This is a genomic window from Limnohabitans sp. JirII-29, from assembly GCF_003063395.1.
Taxonomy (GTDB): Bacteria; Pseudomonadota; Gammaproteobacteria; order Burkholderiales; family Burkholderiaceae_C; genus Limnohabitans.
Genome location: NZ_NESB01000004.1, coordinates 243587 through 262373, shown reverse-complemented (window position 1 = coordinate 262373; position 18787 = coordinate 243587). Strand labels below are relative to the sequence as shown.

The window sequence follows — 18787 nt, the reverse complement described above, 5'->3', positions numbered from 1 at the left end:
CATTGACATGACCCAAGCGATTTCTATTTTGTTGTGCGCCCTCGGCGGCGAAGGCGGCGGTGTGCTGGCCGACTGGCTGGTGGACGCGGCGCGTCACGCGGGCTACCCGGCCCAAGCCACCTCGGTGCCGGGCGTGGCCCAGCGCACCGGGGCCACCACGTATTACCTGGAGGTGTTTCCCACACCCCACAGCGCCCTGGGCGGGCAACGCCCAGTGTTTGGCTTGAACCCTTTGCCGGGACGCTTGGACTTGCTGGTGTCGTCGGAGTTGCTGGAAACCGCCAGGCAAACCGCGCTGGGCTTGTGCTCGGCCGACCGCACCTGTGTGGTCAGCGCCAGCAACCGCGCCTTGACCACGCAAGAAAAAATGCAACTCGGCGATGGCCGTTTGGACGACGCCGCGCTGGTGCACCTGTTGCAACAGCACAGCCGCACCAGCCATGTGCTGGACATGGCCGCGTTGACGCGCCAAGCGGGCACTGTGGTGAGCGCCACCATGCTCGGCTGCATTGCCGCCAGCGGTGTGCTGCCCATGCAACGCGCCGATTTTGAGGCCGCCATTTTGGACGGCCACGCCACGGGCAACGCCAGCCAGCAAGCCAGCTTGCGCGGCTTTGCCTTGGGGCTGGACGCGGTGCAACAGCAACGCACCCAGTCGCGCTATGTCGATGCCGTGCTCGCACCGACAGCCAACGTCACAGCCGACGCAGCGGATGCGCCCGCGCTGCCAGAGGGCGTGGCGGCTTTGTTTCCAGCCGCCGTGCACCCCATGCTGCGCTTGGGCCACGCCCGCTTGATCGACTACCAAGGCGCCAACTACGCGGCGCTGTATGTGCAACGTTTGCAAGCCGTGTGGGCCGCCGAGCAGTCGGGCGCGCCGGGGCAAAGCCGCGCCACCGAAGAGATGGCGCGTTGGTTGGCGCTGTGGATGGCGTTTGACGACATCGTGCGCGTGGCCGACTTGAAAAGCCGCGCCTCGCGCTTGCAACGCGTGCGCGACGAGGTCAAGGCCAAGACCGACGATGTGGTCAAGCTCTACGACCACTTCAAACCCGGCGTGCCGGAGTTTGCCGGGCTCTTGCCCAGCCCCCTGGCCGAACGTTTGATGGCTTGGGAGCAACGCCGTGTGGCAAGCGGCAAAGCGCCGTTGGGCCTGCCGATCAAGGTGGGCACACACACGGTGGGCGGCTGGCTGATGCTGCGGCTCTTGAGCAGCATGCGCGGCTTGCGTCGCTTGGGCCACCGCTACGCGCAAGAACAAGCGCTGATCACCGAGTGGCTGGCTGCTGTCGAGGCAGGCGCACGTGCGCACCCGGCTTTAGGGCTGGCGCTGGCGCAATGCGGCCGTCTGATCAAAGGCTATGGCAGCACCCACACACGCGGGCGCGACAACCTGTTGCACATCGTGCGTCACCTGGCACAGGGTGCCGTGTTTGACACGCCACAAGCCCGCGCGCAGGCGATTGACCAAGCGCGCGAAGCCGCCTTGCGCGACGAAGCTGGTCAGGCCCTGGACGTCGCCTTGCGCGCGCACGGCGCACCAGCGCGCGAGCTGCGCGCGCAACCCATCCGCTGGATGCCACGGGTGCGCACGCAGCACGCAGACAAAGGTTGACAGGGGGAAACACCCGTAGTCAGTCCCAAGTTCAGCGATTACAAATAAGCCCTTTCTTTGCGAGACACACCCATGCCCATCCCACTCTCCCGCACCCTGCTCACCACCGCCGCATTGGCCTTCAGTTTGGGCGCCGCCCAGGCCCAAGACAAACCGGTGGCCTTGAAGTTCGCCAGCTGGGTGCCCGCGCAGCACGCACTGAACCCGGCCTTGGTGGCGTGGGGCGAGAGCTTGAAAGCGGCCTCAGGCGGCACACTCACCGCCACCATGTTTCCGTCCGAACAACTGGGCAAAGCGTTTGACCACTACGACATGGCGCGCGACGGCATTGCCGATTTTTCGTACGTGAACCCTGGCTACCAACCGGGGCGCTTCCCGATCTTTGCCGCCGCCTCACTGCCCTTCATGATCAGCAACGCCAAAGCAGGCTCTGCCGCGATTGACGCGTGGTACCGCGCTTACGCGGCCAAAGAAATGAAGGACGTGCACTTTTGCTTTGCCTTCGCGCATGACCCCGGCGCGTTTCACTCGCGCAAAAAAATCGTGCTGCCCACCGACATCAAAGGCATGAAAGTGCGTCCCGCCACCTCGACCGTGGGCCAGATGATCACGCTCTTGGGCGGCACCAACGTGCAAGCCTCGGCCCCCGAGTCACGCGACATGCTCGAGCGCGGTGTGGCCGAGGCCATCACCTTCCCTTGGGGTTCGGTGATGTTGTTTGGCATTGACAAGGTGGTGAAGTACCACATGGACGTGCCCCTCTACGCCACGCCTTTCGTGTGGGTGATGAACAACGACAAATACAACGCCTTGTCGGCCAACCAAAAGAAAGCGGTGGACAGCCACTGCACCAGCGAGTGGGCCGAGAAGGTGGGCAGCGTCTGGGCCGACTTTGAAATTTCGGGTCGCGTCAAACTGGCCGCCGACCCCAACCGCGAGGTCTACAAACTCACGCCCGAGCAACTCGCCGCCTGGAAACAAGCGGTGGCCCCGGTGGAAGTGCAATGGGCCAACGACGTGAAGAAAACCGGCCAAGACCCGGTGGCTGTGTTGTCGGCCTTCAAGCAATCGCTGGCCAAGTACAAGTCGGGCCTGTGATCGCCCATGACGGGCCTGTCTGAAAAAACCAAGAGCCCGTTCGATCGCATCATCGATGCCATCGAATGGATGGCGGCCTTGTTTGTGGGCATCGTGGCCGCCAACATCTTCATCGCCGTCGTTCTGCGCAAGTTCTTTGACACCTCGATTCCCGACAGCTACGACTTCGGTCGCATGCTGCTGGGCATCTTGATCTTTTGGGGCATTGCCGCCACCAGCTACCGCGGCAGCCACATCACGGTGGACTTGCTGTGGACCGGCGCGAGCCCGCGCATGCGCCGCTTCATCGACGTGTTTGCCACCTTGGTGTTGCTGTTTGTGGTGACGGTGCAAACCATCATGCTGTTTGACAAGGTGGCCGTGACGATGCGCGACAACGTGCTGACCTACGACCTGAACTTGCCCACCTGGCCCTTCTTTGCCGTGGCCTGGATGGGCGATGTGTGCGCGGTGCTGCTGATTGGCATCCGCACCTGGCGACTGATCATGCAGCCCGAAGCGCTGGAAGATCACCCCGAAACAAAAACCAACGAGTGACCATGGAACTGAGTACCGATGCTGTGGCCGTGATCGGCTTTGTGGTCTTGTTTGTGTTGATGCTCTTGCGCGTGCCCGTGGGCATGGCCATGGGGCTGGTGGGCGTGGTGGGCTACAGCTACATCGCGGGCATGGGGCCCGCGTTGAAGCTGGTGGGACAGACCTCGATGCGCACCGTGACCGACTACACCTTTGGCGTGATTCCGATGTTCATGCTGATGGGCGCGTTTGTGTCGGTGTCGGGCGTGAGCCGTGAATTGTTTCGCGCCGCCAATGCTTTCATTGGCCATTTGCGCGGCGGCTTGGGTGTGGCCACCGTGCTGGCCTGCGGCGGCTTTGCCGCCATTTGTGGTTCATCGGTCGCCACCGCCGCCACCTTTTCTGCCGTGGCCTACCCGGAGATGCGCCGCTTTGGCTACCCCCAATCGTTTGCCACCGGCGTGATTGCCGCGGGCGGCACCTTGGGTGCCATGTTGCCCCCCTCCACCGTGCTCGCGGTCTACGCTATTTTGACGCAGCAAGACATTGGCAAGCTCTTCATGGCGGGCATCGTGCCGGGTTTGTTGGCCATGAGCATGTACGTCATCACCATCTTCTTGATCGTGCAATTTTGCCCCGACTGGCTGCCCGCTGGCGAGCGCAAGTCCTTCGGTGAGCGCATGAACGGCCTCAAAGATGTGTGGGCCCCGCTGACCCTGTTCTTGTTTGTCATTGGCGGTTTGTACGGCGGCTTTTTCACCCCCACCGAAGCCGGTGGCGTAGGGGCCAGTGGTGCTTTTTTGCTGGGTGTGTTGCGCGGCAAACTCGACCGTGCGGGCATTCGTGAAGCCCTGCTCTCCGCCACCCGCACCTCGGCGGCCGTGTTCACCGTGTTGATTGGTGCGCTGCTGTTTGGCTACTTTCTCACCATCACCCAAACCCCGCAAAAGCTCACCGAGTTCTTGACCGGCTTAGGCATTGGCCGCTACGGGGTGCTGGCCCTGATCATGGTGATGTACCTGGTGCTCGGTTGTTTGATGGACGCCATGGCCATGATCATCTTGACCGTGCCCATCATCTACCCGGTGATCTTGCAGCTTGGCTTTGATCCGATCTGGTTTGGCATCATCATCGTCATGACCGTGGAGCTCGGGCTCATTCACCCGCCCGTCGGCATGAACGTGTTTGTGATCAAGAGCGTGGTCAAAGACGTGAGCTTCATGACCATCTTCAAAGGCGTGATTCCGTTTGTCGTCACCGACATCTTGCGCTTGATCATCTTGATCGCGTTTCCCATCATCGCGCTGTGGTTGCCCAACCGCTTGTGACAACGAGCCTCAGCGCGAAACCACACGACGCCAAGCCGCCCTCACCCTAACTCTCGCCCGTAGCCAAGGCGAGCAGTCAGCGCCCGATGCGGCGACATCAAGCGCGCAGCGCGGAGCCGCAGCGGGTGCTGGCTGATCGCCCAACCACCTGTGACCCCACTAAGTCTCAGCGCAAAACCACGCAACGCCAAGTCGCCCTCACCCTAACTCTCGCCCGTGGCCAAGGCGAGCAGTCAGCGCCCGATGCGGCGACATCAAGCGCGCAGCGCGGAGCAGCAGCGGGTGCTGGCTGATCGTCTTGGCGAAGCGAATGAACTAAGCGAATGAACTAAGCAAGGCAAGCAAGCGAACGAGACAAGCGCCCGAACCTCAACAGACTTTGTAAAAACTCAAATGCACCGCATCCGGCAACCGCAACCCCACACCAATGAACTGGTGCTCCGCCAACCAAGACCACTGCGGCGTACTCGCTTCAAAACTGGGTTGGCAGCGGAAGTACACCCGCGTCGGGTCCACCGGCTCACCGCGACGAATCTTCGCGGAGTCTTCGGCACTGGCCACACGCAGCGCCTTGTTTTGCACAAACACCCGCGTGCCATCGTCGAGTTCCAGCACATAGCGCGCATCCAGGTGCGCTTGCGTGCCATCGCCCACGATCAACTGAAAGTCGGCCCCACCCGGCACGATGCGCCCTTGCATCCGCGGGCCCGTGACCGTGCCGCCGGTGATGGGGATCATGCGGCGCAGGCCCATGGCCGTGGTGCCCACTTCCACCGGCGCGTCGATGGTGACGGCCAAGTCACACACATGTTCAAGGGTGGGTGCGGGCAAGCTCATGCCGACTCCAAGTGGCGGCGGGCCAGGTCCACATACCAAGGCAGGCAGCCCGGGTTGGCCATGGCGTCTTGGTTGACCACTTTTTCCAGCGGCTGACCCAGCATGAGTTTTTTGATGGGCAGCTCTTGCTTCTTGCCCGTGAGGGTGCGCGGGATTTGGTCAACCTGAAAAATCTCATTCGGCACAAAGCGTGGGCTGAGTGCGGTTCGAATGGCGTCGTTGAGTTTGGCCTTCATGGCCGCGTCGAGCACCAGGCCGTCGCGCAGCACCACAAACAAAGGCATGTAACTGTCGCGGCCCAGGTACTCCAGGTCGACCACCATGCTGTCCATCACCTCGGGCAGGGCCTCCACCGCGCTGTACAACTCGCTGGTGCCCATGCGCAAACCATGGCGGTTGATGGTGGCGTCACTGCGGCCATAAATCACGCAACCGCCTTGGGGCGTGACCTTGAGCCAATCGCCATGCCGCCACACGGCGCCCATCTCGGGCGAGGCGTCGCCACCTCCAGGCGCACGGCCATGCCCAGCAGGGTACATGTCAAAGTAGCTGGAGAGGTAGCGGACGTTGCCCGCGTCGTTCCAAAAATACAGCGGCATGGACGGCATGGGTTGGGTACACACCAATTCACCCACCGCATCAACCACCGGCTGGCCTTGTTCGTTCCACGACTCGACCGCACACCCGAGCAGGCGGCATTGCATTTGGCCAGGGATGAGTGGCAACTCACGGTTGCCTCCAATGAAGGCGCCCGCAAAATCGGTGCCGCCCGAGATGTTGCACCACCACACGTCTTGGTCTGGGGCTTGTGCGCCCGCCATGGCTGAGCTGGCCGCCATGGCACGTAAAGCGCGGAACTGCTCGGTGCCCCACCGCTGCGCGTCTTCGCTCAAGGGCGAGCCGGTGGTACCCAGCGCACGCACGCGCGCCAAGGTGGGCCACTGCGACAGGTCCAAGCCCGACTTGAGGCAGTTGGCAAAGAAGGCAGCACCGGCACCAAAAAAGGTGGCGCCAGTTTCTGCCGCAAAGCGCCACAAGGTGCCCCAATCGGGTTTGTCTTTGTCGGTGCCGCCGGGGTTGCCGTCAAAGATGACGCAGGTGGTGCCGTTGAGCAAGCCACTCATCTGCGCGTTCCACATCACCCAGCCCGTCGAGCTGTACCAGTGGTAGCGCTCGCCCCAGCTGTTGGGGTGGTAGCTGCAGCCCACATCGTTGTGCAAGACCTTCAAGGCCAAGGCCACGATGGTGCTGCCGCCGTGGCCATGCACGATGGGCTTGGGCAAGCCTGTGGTGCCGCTCGAATACACAATCCACAGCGGATGGTCAAAGGGCAGTGACAAAGGCTGAAACTGCGCCGTGGCCGCGTCGTCGCGGGTGATGGTGCTGTCGTAATCGGAGCTGTGGGGCAGGCTGGCGTCGGGGTGGAGGTTGCGCAGCAAGATCAGGTGTTGCACGGTGGGCAGTTGGGCGCGCATCTCGGAGACCACCTGCAAGCGGTCGTGGTCACGCCCGCCATAGCTCACGCCGTCGCAGGCGATCAAAATTTTGGGCTCAATTTGCGCAAAGCGGTCGAGCACGGCGTTGGTGCCCATGTCCGGCGCGCAAATGCTCCACACGCCCCCCAAACTCACCGTGGCCAAAAACGCCACCATGGCTTGCGGGATATTGGGCAAGTAGGCCGCCACGCGGTCGCCGGGTTGCAGGCCTTGGGCTTTGAGGTGCAGTGCCAGCGAGGCCACTTGGCGTTGGAGTTCGGGCCATGACAGTTCTTGGTGCAGCCCTTTTTCGTTGCGACTCACCAGGGCCATCAAGCCTGCCGCATGGGCTGCCTCCACGTGGCGAAACACCTGTTGTGCATAGTTCAGGTGCGCGCCGGTGAACCACTGGGCACCGGGCATAGCGTTTTTCACCAACGCCGCTTGGTGCGGTGTGGGCGAGCGCAGGTCAAAGTAGTCCCAAATGCTTTGCCAAAACGCATTCAAGTCGGTGGTGGACCAACGCCACAAAGCGTCGTAGCTGTCAAAGCTCAGGCCTTTGTGCTGGCGCAGCCAGTCTTGGTAGAGCCGAATCTGAGGAATGTACGCAGGCGTTGTCATGCGCCAAGATTAACAGGCGACAGCCCTGCATAGCCCCCGAGAGAACACCAAGTTAAGCTCCGTCTACAAGACTATTTCAGGAGATACCCATGGCCCGACGCTTTGTGGACTTGTCTATTTTTTTAGAGAACGATGTGGTCAGCGATCCCCCCGCGTTCGCGCCCAAGATTGAGTACTTCACACACGAGAACACGTATGCGCAGATTGAGCCGTTTTTTCCCGGACTGAAGAAAGAGGACTTGCCCGATGGCGAGGGCTGGGCCGTGGAGTTTGTGCAACTGTCCACCCACAACGGCACCCACCTGGATGCGCCGTACCACTTTCACTCCACCATGGACAACGCGTTGGGTAGCAAAAAGCCCGCCATTGCCATTCACGACGTGCCGCTGGAGTGGTGTTTTCAGCCCGGCGTGAAGCTGGACTTTCGCCACCTGCCAGACGGCTATGTGGTGACCGCCGCGGACGTGGAGGCCGAGTTGCAACGCATTGGCCACACCTTGAGTCCGCTGGAGATTGTGGTGGTCAATACCCGCGCCGGGTCGCGCTATGGGCGCAACGACTTTGTATCGAGTGGTTGCGGCATGGGTTACGAAGCCACCATGTATTTGCTGGAGCGTGGCATTCGTTTGACCGGTACCGATGCCTGGAGTTGGGACGCGCCCTTTGTGCACACGGCGAAAAAATATGGCGAAACGCAGGACGCCTCCCTGATTTGGGAAGGCCACAAAGCAGGCCGTGACATTGGCTACTGCCACATCGAAAAAATGCACAACCTCGAAGCCTTGCCGCCGACTGGCTTTTACATCAGCTGCTTTCCGCACAAGATCCGCGGCGCATCCGCCGGGTGGACACGTGCCGTGGCAATTTTTGACGACGCGTTGATGGCGTCATCACCCAACACCTGAAAGGCAAACCATGCGTATTTGGCAAAAACCCATTTCTGTGGCGCTGCTCAGCGAGAGCCACCATGACACCGCGCCCGCGCATTTGGGCATGGAGTTTTTGGAGGTGGGCGACGACTTCATCCGCGCGCGCGTGCCGGTGGATCACCGCACGCAGCAACCGCACGGCATCTTGCACGGTGGGGTGAGTGTGGTGCTGGCCGAAACCCTGGGCTCATGCGGCGCGCATTACAGCTGCCCCGAGGGTTTTCGGGCGGTGGGCTTAGACATCAACGCCAACCACATCAAGGCGGCCAGCAGCGGCTGGGTCACCGGCATCACGCGTGCGGTACACATCGGACGCAGCACGCAGGTGTGGCAGATAGAGATGCACAACGATGCAGGTGAGCTGACCTGCGTGTCGCGCATCACGATGGCCGTTTTGTCGCCGCGTTAACGTGAAAGACCGTGCTTAGTCTTGGCTGGCCGCGCGCTGCATGCGCTCGCTCTTCCAGTAAACATCGTCGCCGCCGTTGAGGCGGTTGAGCACACGGGCCAAGACAAACATCAAATCGCTGAGTCGGTTGAGGTATTGGCGCGGGGCCTCTTGAATGGCTTCTTCGTTGCCCAAGGCCACCACCGCACGTTCGGCGCGACGCGCCACAGTGCGACACACATGGGCCAGCGATGCGGCGCGGTTACCCGCAGGCAAGATGAATTCCTGCAAGCGCGGCAATTGGGCGTTGTACTTTTCCAGCGCTTCGTCCAGCGCCAGCACGGCTTCGTCTTTGAGCAACTCAAAGCCGGGAATGGATAACTCGCCACCGAGGTTGAACAGCTGGTGCTGAATTTCCACCAGCACCTCACGCACATCGGCCCCCATGTCTTCGCACAACAGCACGCCAATGTGGGAGTTGAGTTCGTCCACGTCGCCCATGGCATGCACGCGCAAGCTGTTTTTGGACACGCGTTGGTTGTTGCCCAGGCCGGTGGTGCCTGCGTCTCCGGTGCGGGTGGCGATTTGTGTCAGTCGGTTGCCCATGGTGTAGTCCTTGCAAGCTAAGTAACCAGCGTTTTAGTAGCCTCTGAGTGGCGACGTGTATCAAATGCTTGATGCTTTATAGCTTGTCTTGTTTTCAAAAAGTGCGGTTTGCTCATTTCGCACAAAATCGATCTGCGAATGATTGTTGTATGTTGCCCAGTCTGGAAAGTACTCGTCCGCTTGATGACCCCATGTTGTCCAACCAGCACGAGAACCACGTGCAAACATTTCCAGATAAGGGCCAGGACTGCATGACTCTAAAAGCGGATAGAACTCGTCTGGTTTTCGTGAATGTTCTCTTTTTTGAGTCGCTAAGAAATTCACCTGTGAGCGTCCGGGGGGAAGTGTTCTTGCGTTTTTTCCTTTGACACCAAACAAAATTAATTCTGTGACATTTCGAAAGTAAAAACCAACACCTCTGCCATCTGGGCCACCATCTTTTCGGATCTTGTGCCAAACGAGATTTGATTTGTACTGAAACCCCCAAGCCTTGAGAACTTGCAAACCCTCTGGCAGTAGGGCATTAGGCACCCACAAGTAAAGGTGGGCCGTCTCTGCGGTAACGTCAGAAACGGGTAACTCCATGATGGACTTTAGATCCATTGTTTCGTATCGATTTAACCGCTTGTGTTCTGGTGCCATTTTTCCTGTGCGGTTCTGAAATTGCCACGGAGGATCCGCCAAAACTGTTGCAAATTTCTGGCCTCCCGTTCTTGTTAAAAGATCCATACCAGACTCAGAAATCATCATGTTAGTCCTCGACATAAAGTGAATTGCTGATGCCAAAAACCAAAATTGGGCAGCCCCCGCCTCCGCCCCCACTGATACGCGGTAACAATTTACGCATGTGGGTTGTTGATGCGCCAAAGCTTGGGCCGCGTCCGAGGGAATCAAAGATAGCTTGTAAATGATCGCAACGCGTAATGATCACGCCGACAGAAACTGCTCGCAAATCAAAAAGCAACCGGAAATTATTTAAGTCTCTATCGTAAAAAGGGTCTTTGTTATTCCATTCAATTTCTAGCGCAACACGATTTTTAAAACAGTCGATTTGATGCGTAGGGCTTTCTTGTTTCGCGCCATCCACCAGAATTTGGGTTTGAAATTGTTTTTCGACCCACCCTTTTGCGTATAGTCGGCTGTCGATAGCCTCTGAGACCTTTGACTTTCGTCCGCCACCAACGGTCAACCAGCTTCGGTAAAGTCGAAAATTTTCTAAGACTTCAACGATGTCGTCCCACTCTTGAGAAAAATCATGTTTAAGAATCGCGCATGCGTGCTTCCACTCATGTACTTCATAATTTTCGAGTATGAATGGTGAAAGTAAATCGGATGCCATTTTTGTTTCTATGTTCCTAAGCGCTTATCTTGCACTGATCATACTTGGAGTGCCAACTTAGACACGGGGTTCACGAGAGGAATATGGTGCAAGGCTTGTCCGTAGAATCTTTGGCAAACACGGAGACTGCCCTATGAACGCCCCCACATCCCTCGACCACTTCACCCCACACGTCACCCAGCGTGAGGTGCCACAGGCCTTGCTCGACGCTCTGGTCCAACGCTTTGGCGCCAACTGTTCTACCGCGCAGATCGTGCGCGAGCAGCATGGCCGTGACGAGTCGGCCTTCACCACGGTGCCACCACCCGCTGCGGTGGTGTTTGCCGAAAGCACCCAAGACGTGGCCGACGCAGTGGGCTTGGCCGCGCAATACAAAGTGCCCGTGATTCCGTTTGGCGTGGGCTCGTCGCTCGAAGGTCATTTGCTGGCCGTGCAAGGCGGCATCAGCCTGGACGTAGGGCGCATGAACCGCGTGCTGAGCATCAATGCCGAAGATTTGACCGTGACGGTGCAACCTGGCGTGACACGCAAACAGCTCAATGAAGAAATCAAAAGCACAGGCTTGTTCTTTCCGATCGACCCCGGGGCCGACGCCACCATCGGCGGCATGAGCGCCACCCGCGCCAGCGGCACCAACGCCGTGCGTTACGGCACCATGCGTGAGAACGTGTTGGCCCTCGAAGTGGTGACGGCCAGTGGTGAGGTGATTCGCACCGGCACGCGTGCCAAGAAGTCGAGCGCGGGCTATGACTTGACCCGCTTGATGGTGGGCAGCGAAGGCACGCTGGGGGTGATGACAGAAATCACGCTGCGCCTGTACCCCTTGCCCGAAGCCGTGTCTGCGGCGGTGTGCTCTTTCCCAAGCATTGAAGCCGCTGTGCAGGCCACGATCACCATCATTCAAATGGGCGTGCCGATTGCGCGTGTGGAGTTGATCGACGCCAACACTGTGCGCATGGTCAACGCCTATGCCAAGCTGGGCCTGAACGAGTCGCCGATGCTGTTGATGGAGTTTCACGGTTCGCCCAACGGCGTGAAAGAGCAGGCCGAAACCGTGCAAGAGATTGCGGCAGAGCACGGCGGTCAATCGTTTGAGTGGGCCACCACGCCCGAAGAACGCACGCGCTTGTGGACGGCACGACACAACGCGTACTTTGCCGCGATTCAAAGCAAGCCCGGATGTCGCGCCATCAGCACCGACACCTGTGTGCCCATCAGCCGACTGGCCGATTGCCTGCTTGACTCGGTGGCCGAAGCCGATGCCTCAGGCATTCCGTATTTCTTGGTCGGCCATGTGGGCGACGGCAACTTCCACTTTGGCTATTTGATCGACCCCAACATTCCCGCCGAGCGTGAAACCGCTGAAAAGCTGAACCACCAACTGGTGCAACGCGCCTTGGCCCTGGAAGGCACTTGCACCGGCGAGCACGGTATTGGCTTGCACAAAATGGATTTCTTGTTGACCGAAACGGGCCACGGGGCGGTGGACATGATGCGCACCATCAAGCGTGCCTTGGACCCACACAACATCATGAACCCCGGCAAGATTTTCAGCCTCTGAGGCCTAGCGCGATCAGGTGGCGCGTGTGTGGGCGGTGGCTGACACCAGTGCCTCCACTTGATGACACAGCTTGTCTTGGTCGAAAGGTTTGAGCAGCACGGCATTCACGCCGGCTGCCTCGAAGCGGGCCAGGTCTTGCGGGTTGACGTTGGCGGTCAGTCCCAACACGGGGGTGTTGCAAGCAGGCGCGGGCAAAGCTTTGCGTAGGCTTTGGGTGGCTTCAATGCCATCCATCTCGGGCATGACCATGTCCATCAACACCACATCAAAAGGCTGACTCTTGAGCGCATGCAAGGCCTTGAGGCCGTTTTCAGCCTCCACCAACACACAGTTCTTCCAGGTGTTGTGCAGGATTTGACGAATCAACAAACGGTTGATGGGGTGATCGTCCACCACCAAAAAACGCAGCGGCGCATCAACGGTTTCATGCACGGCCCCATGGTGTGTTTGTCCTGTGGTCGGCTCGGCCACCTCACGCAAGGGCAAGTCAAACCAAAACACAGCGCCTCGGCCAGGCTCGCTCTCAAAGCCAATTTCTCCGCCCAGCAAGGCGACCAACCGTTGCGAGATGGACAAGCCCAGTCCATTGCCACCATAGCGATTTTGGATGCCCGAATCGGCCTGGGAAAAGCGTTGAAAAATGCGCCCACGCTGCTCGTGAGAAATGCCAATGCCCGAGTCTTCGACCAAAAATCGCACGCCATTGTCATGCGCACGCACACGCAAAATCACATGGCCTTGGTGGGTGAACTTGATGGCATTGCCCAGCAAGTTCACCAGCACTTGCATCAAGCGATGGCGGTCTGTCTTGACCCAAACCGGCACATCAGGATCGATGATGCAGTAATAGTCAATGCGCATGCTTTGCACACGCAGATGGAACAGACCGAAGGCGTTGTTCACCGTGTCCCTGAGTGCAAAGGTTTCGGTGTGCACGCTGAGTTGACCCGCTTGTAACTGCGAGTAGTCCAGCACATCGTTGATGACCGTCAGCAAATGGTCGGCGGACTGGCGTGTGTGGTTCAAAATTTTGAGCGCCTCAGGCCGATCTTGCACACGCGACAACAGCATGGCGTTGAAGCCCAAAATGGCATTCATGGGAGTGCGCAATTCATGGCTGACGGTGCTGATGAAGTGCTCGCGAATTTCTGAGGCGCGCAGCAGTTCCTGTCGCTTTTGTTCAAGCGCCAGGGTGCGTTCTTTGCTGGTTTGCAAGCCGCGCTTGTAGAGCTTGTCGTAGAGCATGGGAACCAGCATCAACGCAACGGGAACGACCCAGTTGATGATGAGCGATGTCCACACCAAGTGGTCATCCAGCACAAAGCTGGGGTCGAGCATGCCCTGTGCGTTGGCATAGGCCATGCACAGCACCAAGGCATACACACCGCCGGTCCACCACAAGCCCTGGCGACGACCCACCAGGTGAAAGGAAATGACCGGCACCATGGTCAGCCATGCCAAAAAGGGAGAAAACAAACCGCCGGTCGACCAAGCGATGTAGCACAGCGCAACCAAACCCACCCACAACACATGCTGAATGCAGGTACGCAAAGACACGCCCTTGTACAAGGCCAGCAGGCCCACCACTTGGGCCAACACAATGGCGCTGGCGCCCAGGGTTTGCGCGGGCGCGCCAAGCGCGGCACACAGCAACCAGCCAACGATCACCAGCAAAGAAGACAAGACGAAAGACTGCATCTTGTTTTCACGCAAGCGTGCTGGCACACAAGCCGCCAGCCAGTCCATGAGGCGATGCCAGCCCATCATGCACTCACCCCTGCTTGGCGGTGACGCGACAAGAATTTACAAATGTGTTGCACCGTCTCCACCGGGTCGAGCGGTTTGTACAACACATCGTCCATGCCGCTGTCCAAGCAGCGCTCGCGGTCCACAGGATTCACACTGGCGGTCAACGCCAGCACCGGCACATCACAGATAGGCGCGGGAAAGGTTTGGCGCAAGGTGCGGGTGGCCTCCAAGCCATCCATGTCCGGCATCATCATGTCCATCAAGACCAAGTCAAAGCGTTGCTCTCGCAGCAGGGTCAGGGCATGTTCGCCGGTGTCGGTTTGTTGCACTGTGGCGTTGGGGAAATGCTTTTTCAACATCAGGCCCGCCACCAGCAAGTTCACGGCGTTGTCGTCGACCAATAAAAAGTTCAAGGGCTCTTGCGTCAAGCTGGCCCAGTCTTGTGATGCCAAGGTGGGCGTGGCCACCATGAGCATGGGCAGGGTGAACCAAAAATAAGCGCCCTCGCCCACATGGCTGCGCACGCCCAAGGTGCCACCTTGCAAGGTCACCAGACGCTCGCAAATGGACATGCCCAAACCGGTTCCACCGTACTGGCGGTTGGTTTGAATGTTGGCGTGTTCAAAGCGGTCAAAAATGACTTGTTGTCGGTCCTCGGCGATGCCAATGCCCGTGTCTTGCACTCCCACCCGGACATGTGCGTCTTGCAACACAACAGACACCGAGACGAGACCTTGGTCGGTGAATTTGATGGCGTTGTCAACCAGGTTTTGCAAGATTTGTTGGAACCGGCCTTTGTCAGCATAGACCCACGCATGGTCGTCGAATGGCATCTCGACGTTCATGGCCAAGCCCTTGCGCTGGGCGATTTCTCGGTAAGGTTTCAAGACCGAGGTGACGGCATCGGTCAAATCAAACTCTTGCGCATGCAACACCAGGCGTCCGGCTTGCAATTGCGAAAAGTCCAGGATGTCGTTGACCACCTGTAGCAAGCGCTCGGTGGAGACACGGATGTGGTCCACCACCGCCACATCGTCGGGTCGGTCAGCGAGTTGCCCATGCAAGATGCCGTTGAAGCCCAAAATTGCATTCATGGGCGTGCGCAACTCGTGGCCAACCGAGGCAATGAATTCATCTTTGTGGGCCTGGGCGCGTTGCAAGTCGTCGTGGGTTGCTTCTAGCGCCTGGTTATGTTGTTCGTTGGCCTGCACTTGCTGGCGGTACATGCGCTCATACAGATGCACCCCAAAAACCCAAGCACCTACCACGCACACTTGGTTGAAAACGCCCCAGGCAATCATGTGGTGCCAGTCGACACGGGTATCGATCAGGCCCCGCATGCCCGCCCACATGAGCCCACACTGAACCAGCGAGATCAGTCCGAGCCACCACACCGCAGCCGTTCGGCCGACCGTGAGCAAAGCCACCATGGGCAGCAGGCTGAACCACAAGTTTTTCGAGGAGTTCACGCCCCCGGTTTGCGCCGCAGCCCAGGTCAGGGTCACCAGACCCGTCAGCAACACGGCATTGGCCGAGTACAAGGTCGAAAAACCTCGCCGCAGCAACACCATCAGAACCAGACAAAGGGCCGCGCTGAACAAATAAATGCGATGGTCGTAACCGGGATGATCGAGAAAGTAAAAGAGCAGCGCCGAGGCCAGGGTCAGCTGCAAACAGTATTTGGAAAACAGCCGCCGCCGGGCGGCAGACATGTCTTCCAGCACACGATCGGCATCGTCCAGCGAAGGGTCAACGACGGGGTTTACAGCCATCGTGCATCAGTGTGGGTATCGGTCGAACAGGCTCAAGCCCTGAGCTTGTCGATCAAGCCATTGAGTTCGTCCAACGAGCCAAATTGAATCGCCAGTTCGCCCATTTCCTCGATGCGGCCTTGGCGTTTGACGCGCTTTTTGATGCGCACATCGACCTCCGCTGTGAGCAAGTCGGACAACTCTTCTTCCACGCGCTTCAAATCGCGTGATTTTTCTTTTTTGGGCTTTTGCGGCACCAGATTGAATTCGGCACTGAGCTTTTTGACCAGGCTCTCGGCCTCGCGCACCGACATGTGCTTGGCGGTGATTTGGTTGGCCGCCGTGATTTGCGTTGCGCGGTCCAGGGCCAACAAGGCACGGGCATGGCCCATGTCCAAATCACCCGCCATCAGCATGGTTTGCACGGGCTCGGCCAGATTGAGCAAGCGCAGCAAGTTGCTGGCCGCGCTGCGCGAGCGGCCCACCGCCTGGGCGGCAGTTTCGTGGGTCAGGCCAAACTCTTTGATCAAGCGTTGCAGTCCTTGGGCTTCTTCCAGTGGGTTGAGGTCTTCACGCTGGATGTTTTCAATCAAGGCCATGGCCGCAGCGGCCTCGTTGGGCACGTCGCGCACCAGCACGGGCACGGTGTCGAGCCCGGCCAGTTTGGCCGCGCGGCTGCGGCGTTCACCGGCAATGATTTCGTATTTGCCTGCGTTGGGGCCGTCGGTGAGTTGGCGCACCAGAATCGGCTGCATGATGCCTTGGGCTTTGATGCTTTCGGCCAACTCGTACAACGCGCCTTCGTCCATGCGCGTGCGTGGCTGGTACATGCCAGGCACCATCTCACTCAAAGGCAAGGTATGGGGTAAGCCCTCGTTGGCCGCGGCTTTGGCTGCTGCGCTATCGTCCACTTTGGGGCCCAACAAGGCTTCGAGTCCGCGGCCTAAGCCTTTGGGTTTTTTAGTGACCATGGTGTGTTTTCTCTTTGATTTTGAATTCGTCCAACAAGGCTCGGCCTTGAGGCCAGTCACCCACATTTGAGTCGCTGTTGATGTGTCCTCGGTTGCCCACATCGACCAAGCGCGAGCCCCAGTCCATGGCCAACCGGCTGGCGCGCATGAAGCTGCAATACGGGTCATTGCGGCTGGTGACCAAGGTGCTTGGAAACGGCAGCCGCTCACGCACGATGGGGCTCCAGCTGTGCAGCACGTGCCGCATTTCTGGCCGCTCCACGTCACCCGGCGCCACCAACAGTGCGCCCAACACACGCTCGGTGTGCTGGGAATGCGCAGCCCATGCGGCCACCAGAATGCAGCCCAGACTGTGGGCGACCAACATCACCTCGTCATGGGCCAACACGGCCTCTTCAAGTTGCGCCATCCAGTCGCCGCGCAGAGGGAACGACCAGTCATGCTGGGCCACACGGGTGTCGCCATGCTGCGTCTCCCACAGGCTTTGCCAATGGTCAGCGCCGCTGTTGTGCCAGCCGGGCAAAAGTAAGACGGTGGACATGGCGGTCTGGGAACTCAAAGGGTTTGGACGCGCTGGACCATCTCTTGCGCGAAATCGACAAAGGCCTGACTGCCTTTGGCCGACGGGTCAAACACCACGCCTGGCAGGCCGTAGCTGGGGGCCTCGGCCAAGCGCACATTGCGCGGAATGACGGCGTTGAACACTTTGTCGCCAAAGTGGTCCTTGAGCTGGTCGCTCACCTGTTGCTGCAAGGTGATGCGAGGGTCAAACATGACGCGCAACAAGCCAATGATTTTGAGCTCGCGGTTCAGATTGGCATGCACCTGCTTGATGGTGTTGACCAAGTCCGTGAGGCCTTCCAGCGCAAAGTATTCGCACTGCATGGGCACGATCACGCCATGCGCAGAGCACAAACCGTTGAGCGTCAACATGGACAATGAAGGCGGACAATCGATCAGCACAAAGTCATAGTCTTGGGCCACGCTGGCCAGGGCTTGCTTGAGGCGGTTCTCACGGTTGTCCAGATCGACCAACTCCACCTCGGCCCCCGCCAAATCTCGGTTGGCACCCAGCACGTCGTAGGTCGGAGCCTTGGCGCGTGCGCCCTCGTCACCCCAGTTGCTGCGCACCCGCGCCTCCGCAATGCTGGCGGACTCCAGCAGCACGTCGTAAACCGACAAAGTGAGTTGGCGCTTATCAATTCCAGAGCCCATGGTGGCATTGCCCTGCGGGTCCAAGTCCACCATCAACACGCGCTGCCCCACCGAGGCCAAACCAGCCGCCAAGTTCACCGTGGTGGTGGTTTTGCCCACGCCACCTTTTTGGTTGGCGACACAGAAGATTTTGGCCATGGAGACTTTCCGTTGAGAGTATTTATTTAGACAAGGCCAATTTCAGACCAAAACCAATCAGCAACAAGCCGGCGACCTTGTTCAACAAGGTAGAGGCCAGCGCGCTGGCGCGCACGCGCGCGGCCAGGAAATGCGCCAACACGACGACCACCAAGCCATAGACAAAGGTCAACGCGGCAATGGTTGCGGCCATGAGCGCAAAGGTCACCCAGCCCTGATGCACCGTCGGATCGACAAACAATGGGAAAAACGCCATGTAAAACACAATGGCTTTGGGGTTGAACACGGTGATAACGAAGGCTTGTCGCAAGTAGTGGTGGGGCTTGAGTTCCAGCACCGGGGCATCCCCTGGTTTGGCGCTGAGCAACTTGGCACCCAACCAAACCAAATAAATCGACCCGACCCACTGAACGGTGTGAAACACGCCCGGATTGGTCAACAACAAGGCCGCCACACCGGCGACGGCCATCCACAACAAGGCCTGGTCGCCCGCAATCACGCCCAAGGTCGCGGCCAAGCCCGCACGGATGCCTCCTTTGGCTGTTGCCGTCAGCAATGCCAAATTACCAGGGCCGGGAATGGCCAAAAACACAATGATGGCCACGACGAAAGCGCCGTAGTCGGATACACCGAGCATGCAAGCCTCAAAA

General features: G+C 59.3%; 18 protein-coding genes. 7 read left to right on the top strand and 11 right to left on the bottom strand.

Annotation, left to right across the window (positions count from 1 at the left end):
- Positions 1-7 precede the first annotated feature (7 nt).
- The 4 genes from B9Z39_RS08715 (at position 8) to B9Z39_RS08700 (ending at position 4557) form a co-directional block, all read left to right on the top strand.
- A complete protein-coding gene (locus tag B9Z39_RS08715; protein WP_233248960.1) occupies positions 8-1615 on the top strand; it encodes an indolepyruvate oxidoreductase subunit beta family protein in 1608 nt (535 codons plus the stop codon).
- Between the two features lie 72 nt (positions 1616-1687).
- Complete coding sequence (locus B9Z39_RS08710) at positions 1688-2713, top strand: TRAP transporter substrate-binding protein (protein WP_108301401.1); 1026 nt, start codon at positions 1688-1690, stop codon at positions 2711-2713.
- Between the two features lie 6 nt (positions 2714-2719).
- Positions 2720-3250: a TRAP transporter small permease gene (locus B9Z39_RS08705; RefSeq protein WP_108301400.1), complete on the top strand. Its 531-nt coding sequence runs from the start codon at positions 2720-2722 to the stop codon at positions 3248-3250.
- 8 nt (positions 3251-3258) lie between these two features.
- Positions 3259-4557 carry a TRAP transporter large permease gene (locus B9Z39_RS08700; RefSeq protein WP_108301502.1) on the top strand — a complete coding sequence of 433 codons (1299 nt, stop codon included), beginning with the start codon at positions 3259-3261 and terminating at the stop codon, positions 4555-4557.
- A 369-nt stretch (positions 4558-4926) separates the two neighbouring features.
- Here B9Z39_RS08700 and B9Z39_RS08695 read toward each other — a convergent pair whose 3' ends face one another.
- Positions 4927-5394 (bottom strand): DUF3237 domain-containing protein, encoded by a 468-nt coding sequence (locus tag B9Z39_RS08695; protein WP_108301399.1) that lies wholly within the window; start codon positions 5392-5394, stop codon positions 4927-4929.
- Complete coding sequence (locus B9Z39_RS08690; RefSeq protein WP_108301398.1) at positions 5391-7490, bottom strand: acetoacetate--CoA ligase; 2100 nt, start codon at positions 7488-7490, stop codon at positions 5391-5393. Before B9Z39_RS08690 ends, B9Z39_RS08695 begins: the two co-directional genes overlap by 4 nt.
- Before the next feature lie 89 nt (positions 7491-7579).
- On the opposite strand from B9Z39_RS08690, the gene B9Z39_RS08685 reads away from it, so the two are divergent.
- Both B9Z39_RS08685 and B9Z39_RS08680 read left to right on the top strand, forming a co-directional pair.
- Positions 7580-8395, top strand: coding sequence for a cyclase family protein (locus B9Z39_RS08685; RefSeq protein WP_108301397.1), 816 nt, complete (start codon positions 7580-7582; stop codon positions 8393-8395).
- A gap of 10 nt (positions 8396-8405) precedes the next feature.
- The gene (locus B9Z39_RS08680; protein WP_108301396.1) at positions 8406-8828 is read left to right on the top strand and encodes a hotdog fold thioesterase; all 423 of its coding nucleotides are present in this window, start codon (positions 8406-8408) and stop codon (positions 8826-8828) included.
- 15 nt (positions 8829-8843) lie between these two features.
- On the opposite strand, the gene B9Z39_RS08675 is transcribed toward B9Z39_RS08680, so the two are convergent.
- The 3 genes from B9Z39_RS08675 to B9Z39_RS08665 are packed head-to-tail and all read right to left on the bottom strand — an operon-like array spanning position 8844 to position 10752.
- Complete coding sequence (locus B9Z39_RS08675) at positions 8844-9413, bottom strand: cob(I)yrinic acid a,c-diamide adenosyltransferase (RefSeq protein ID WP_108301395.1); 570 nt, start codon at positions 9411-9413, stop codon at positions 8844-8846.
- Between the two features lie 60 nt (positions 9414-9473).
- Positions 9474-10163 carry an MT-A70 family methyltransferase gene (locus tag B9Z39_RS08670; RefSeq protein WP_108301394.1) on the bottom strand — a complete coding sequence of 230 codons (690 nt, stop codon included), beginning with the start codon at positions 10161-10163 and terminating at the stop codon, positions 9474-9476.
- Between the two features lies 1 nt (position 10164).
- Positions 10165-10752, bottom strand: coding sequence for a BglII/BstYI family type II restriction endonuclease (locus B9Z39_RS08665; protein ID WP_108301393.1), 588 nt, complete (start codon positions 10750-10752; stop codon positions 10165-10167).
- 133 nt (positions 10753-10885) lie between these two features.
- Here B9Z39_RS08665 and B9Z39_RS08660 point away from each other — a divergent pair, with 133 nt between their 5' ends.
- Positions 10886-12313, top strand: coding sequence for an FAD-binding oxidoreductase (locus B9Z39_RS08660; protein WP_108301392.1), 1428 nt, complete (start codon positions 10886-10888; stop codon positions 12311-12313).
- A gap of 12 nt (positions 12314-12325) precedes the next feature.
- On the opposite strand, the gene B9Z39_RS08655 is transcribed toward B9Z39_RS08660, so the two are convergent.
- Genes B9Z39_RS08655 through B9Z39_RS08630 form a run of 6 tightly spaced genes read right to left on the bottom strand, consistent with a single transcriptional unit; the run spans position 12326 to position 18774 of the window.
- Entirely contained in the window at positions 12326-14080 is a 1755-nt protein-coding gene (locus B9Z39_RS08655; protein WP_108301391.1) for an ATP-binding protein, read from the bottom strand.
- Positions 14077-15834, bottom strand: a complete 1758-nt coding sequence (locus tag B9Z39_RS08650; protein ID WP_108301390.1) for a hybrid sensor histidine kinase/response regulator — start codon at positions 15832-15834, stop codon at positions 14077-14079. Before B9Z39_RS08650 ends, B9Z39_RS08655 begins: the two co-directional genes overlap by 4 nt.
- Positions 15835-15866: 32 nt before the next feature.
- Positions 15867-16784 carry a ParB/RepB/Spo0J family partition protein gene (locus B9Z39_RS08645; RefSeq protein WP_100146570.1) on the bottom strand — a complete coding sequence of 306 codons (918 nt, stop codon included), beginning with the start codon at positions 16782-16784 and terminating at the stop codon, positions 15867-15869.
- The gene (locus B9Z39_RS08640; protein ID WP_108301389.1) at positions 16774-17325 is read right to left on the bottom strand and encodes an alpha/beta hydrolase; all 552 of its coding nucleotides are present in this window, start codon (positions 17323-17325) and stop codon (positions 16774-16776) included. The genes B9Z39_RS08645 and B9Z39_RS08640 overlap by 11 nt, the downstream gene beginning before the upstream one ends.
- Positions 17326-17339: 14 nt before the next feature.
- The gene (locus tag B9Z39_RS08635; protein WP_100146568.1) at positions 17340-18137 is read right to left on the bottom strand and encodes a ParA family protein; all 798 of its coding nucleotides are present in this window, start codon (positions 18135-18137) and stop codon (positions 17340-17342) included.
- A gap of 22 nt (positions 18138-18159) precedes the next feature.
- Positions 18160-18774 carry a LysE family transporter gene (locus B9Z39_RS08630; RefSeq protein WP_108301388.1) on the bottom strand — a complete coding sequence of 205 codons (615 nt, stop codon included), beginning with the start codon at positions 18772-18774 and terminating at the stop codon, positions 18160-18162.
- Positions 18775-18787: the final 13 nt, after the last annotated feature.